The organism is Halorubrum halodurans (genome assembly GCF_002252985.1).
Lineage (GTDB): Archaea > Halobacteriota > Halobacteria > Halobacteriales > Haloferacaceae > Halorubrum > Halorubrum halodurans.
On sequence record NZ_NHPJ01000112.1, the window covers coordinates 1 to 623 of the forward strand.

1 pseudogene is annotated in these 623 nt (G+C 64.7%); it reads right to left on the reverse strand.

From position 1 onward, the window contains the following. Positions 1 to 148 precede the first annotated feature (148 nt). A pseudogene (locus DJ70_RS13020) lies at positions 149 to 623 on the reverse strand (cytochrome c oxidase subunit II); the annotation flags it as partial.

Here is a 623-nt window from a genome sequence, read left to right on the forward strand (position 1 = left end):
GGATCCCACAGCTGGACGCGGATCAGAAGCGCCAGCACCCCGCCGAAGAGCAGGAAGAACAGCGCGGTGATCATGTACAGGATCCCGATGTCCTTGTGGTTCGTCGTGACGAGCCAGCGGCGGACGGACGTGGTCGGGGGAAGCTCGCTCATGCGGAGACACCTCCGGCCGCCGGAGCCTTAACGCTCGGGGTCGCGGGGCCGCCCTCGACGCTCGAGCTGTTGGCCGTCTCGGAGTCACCCTCGGTACCCGCGTACCACTCCTCCCACTCGTCCTGCGGGATGACCGTGATCTGTCCCTTCATCGCCGAGTGACCGGCGCCGCAGAGTTCGAAGCACTCGACGAGGTACGTCGCCTCGCCGCCCTGTTCCCGGACCTCCTCGGAACTCACGGTGAACCAGGTCTCGCTGGTCTCACCGGGGATGGCGTCCGACTTTATCCGTAAGTCGGACGATCCGAAGTTGTGCCACACGTCCCTCGAGGTTATCTTCAGGTCGATCCGCTGGTCGGCGGGGACGATGAGCTCGTTCATCTCCGAGTGCCCGTTGGGGTAGAAGTACTCCCAACCGAACTGGTACCCCTCGACGGTGATCTCGATGTCGCCCTCGTCGCCCGTTTCGGGA